Below are 2,244 nucleotides of genomic sequence, written 5' to 3' on the forward strand. Positions count from 1 at the left end.
GCCACCGCCGACGCCGATGACTTTAATCACCGCGTCATTGGTTAATTCCATAGGTTCAAACATGATTTCTCTCCGTTATGTGCCTGTCGCCTGGAGATCATAAACATTGCCTGCATGATCTCCTTTTTCAAAAATTAAAACTCTTTCTTCAGCCAGCTATTGATACGTTTAAACCAGTTGCCCACTGAAGCACGTTTTTCCGTTTCTGCATCACCGTTCATGTGTGACTCTTTGCCGTAATGCAGCAGACCGACTGCAGTTGAGTAATACGGCTCCTGCGCATAATCCGTCAGGCCGGTGATGTTAAGTGGCTGACCAATACGCACCTGCGTATGAAATACACGCTGTGCGCAAGCGGCCAAACCTTCAATCTGTGCTGCGCCACCGGTCAGTACGATGCCTGCTGCCAGGTGGTGTTTCACGCCCTGCTGGCGCAGTTGCTCCTGCAGTTGCAGAATCTCGTCATTCACCAGATTCAGCAATTCGGTGTAACGCGGCTCAATCACTTCTGCCAGCGTTTGGCGTTGCAGACTGCGCGGTGGACGCCCACCGACGCTCGGCACTTCGACGTTTTCATCTTTGCCAACAATCGAACCCAGCGCACAACCATGGCGTACTTTGATCGCTTCCGCATCGGTTGGCGGTGTGCCGAAGGCATAGGCGATATCACTGGTCACCACATTCCCTGCATAAGGGATCACTTTGGTGTGACGCAGTGCGCCGCCGGTGTAAACCGCGATATCCATTGTACCGCCACCGATGTCAACAACACAGACGCCCAGCTCACGTTCATCTTCAGTCAGAACCGAGAAACTGGATGCCAGTCCGGCAAAAATCAGTTGGTCAACTTTCAGGCCGCAACGTTCAACGGCTTTAACAATATTTTTCGCCATATCATTGTGGCAGGTGATCAAGTGCACTTTCGCCTGCATACGCACGCCGGAAAGTCCCACCGGATTCTTGATGCCTTCCTGATAATCAATGGCATATTCCTGAGGAATAACATGCAGGATACGATGTTCATCGCGTACGCGTACGGATTTCGCCGTATGTACCACGTTCTCTACATCATCCTGAGTCACTTCCTCTTCCGAAATCGGAACCATCCCGATTTCGTTCTGACAACTGATATGTTTGCCCGATAAAGCAAGGTAAACCGACGAAATCTGGCAATCAGCCATCAGTTCAGCCTGGTCGATGGCGCGTTGAACGCATTTCACCACCGACTCAAGGTCATTTACGCCGCCTTTATCCATACCGCGAGACGGGCAGCTACCCACCCCAATAATGTTGACCATACCATCAGGCAGAATTTCCCCAACCAGGGCGGCAACCTTTGCGGTGCCGATTTCAAGTCCTACTACCAGTTTTCTGTCCGTTGCCTTGATCATTGTGGTTTAGCCTGTGCCTGGTTTTGTTGCTGATTACTGTCCTGTGGCTCCAGCGGGGCCGCTGCCCAGCCTACTGCGGCACCGGAGTCGTAGCGCAAATCGACATAGGTAATGCGCTTGTTCTGACTCTGGCCCTGCTGCAGCAGCTCCGGATAGAGCTCAATAAAACGGTTCAGACGCTTCATGGTGTCGCTGCGTCCCAGTTCGATGCGCACATCGTCGCTGGTCACTAACTGCCATGAGCGCCGCGCCGTCATCGACGCGACCTTCAGGGTAAACTTGCCGGCTTTGAGCACATCACTCATGGTGTGATAGCCCGCCAACACCTCTGTTTCACTGCCTTCCGGGCCATATAACATCGGCAATGTTTCTTTACCGATATGACTGGCCGGGACGCTGAAGGAGACGCCATCGGCGTCTACCATGTGTGAGTCATTCCAGCGTGCCACCGGAACATACTCCACCAGGTTAATCTTCAGCTCATCAGGCCACTGCTTACGCACACTGACCTGTTTAATCCAGGGTAAACGCTCAATCTGTTGCTGGATGATGTCCACGTTTTGCGACATAAACGTGCCAGGTGCACCGAGCGACAAAATGGCCTGGCGAATGTCATCATGCGTGGTGTAATGCGTTTCCCCGGTCACCACCAGCTTCGACAGCGGTAAACGCGACGCATCATTCATCCACTTCAGCACCACCAGCCCACCGGCAGCCATGATGCCCAACACCATCAGCAGGAATACGACGCCAAACAGTCGGGCACCGTTGCTACGCCCGGTGCGCGCACGCTCCTGGGGTTCGCGATTTCGTACACGTATCGCCGCCTGAGACATATCAGTCAGCCAGTTCC

Annotated in this window: 3 protein-coding genes; all 3 read right to left on the minus strand. The window is 53.3% G+C overall.

What is annotated here, in order from left to right:
* The coding region (locus FT726_RS26830; protein WP_346303799.1) for a hypothetical protein at positions 1-63 on the minus strand (63 nt) is incomplete at its 3' end.
* 71 nt (positions 64-134) lie between these two features.
* Entirely contained in the window at positions 135-1,391 is a 1,257-nt protein-coding gene (gene ftsA, locus FT726_RS26835; protein WP_013507861.1) for a cell division protein FtsA, read from the minus strand.
* Positions 1,388-2,227 (minus strand): cell division protein FtsQ, encoded by an 840-nt coding sequence (gene ftsQ / locus FT726_RS26840; RefSeq protein ID WP_160833545.1) that lies wholly within the window; start codon positions 2,225-2,227, stop codon positions 1,388-1,390. Before ftsQ ends, ftsA begins: the two co-directional genes overlap by 4 nt.
* Between the last annotated feature and the right edge of the window lie 17 nt (positions 2,228-2,244).

This window comes from Pantoea sp. Morm (genome assembly GCF_016643525.1).
Taxonomy (GTDB): Bacteria; Pseudomonadota; Gammaproteobacteria; order Enterobacterales; family Enterobacteriaceae; genus Pantoea; species Pantoea dispersa.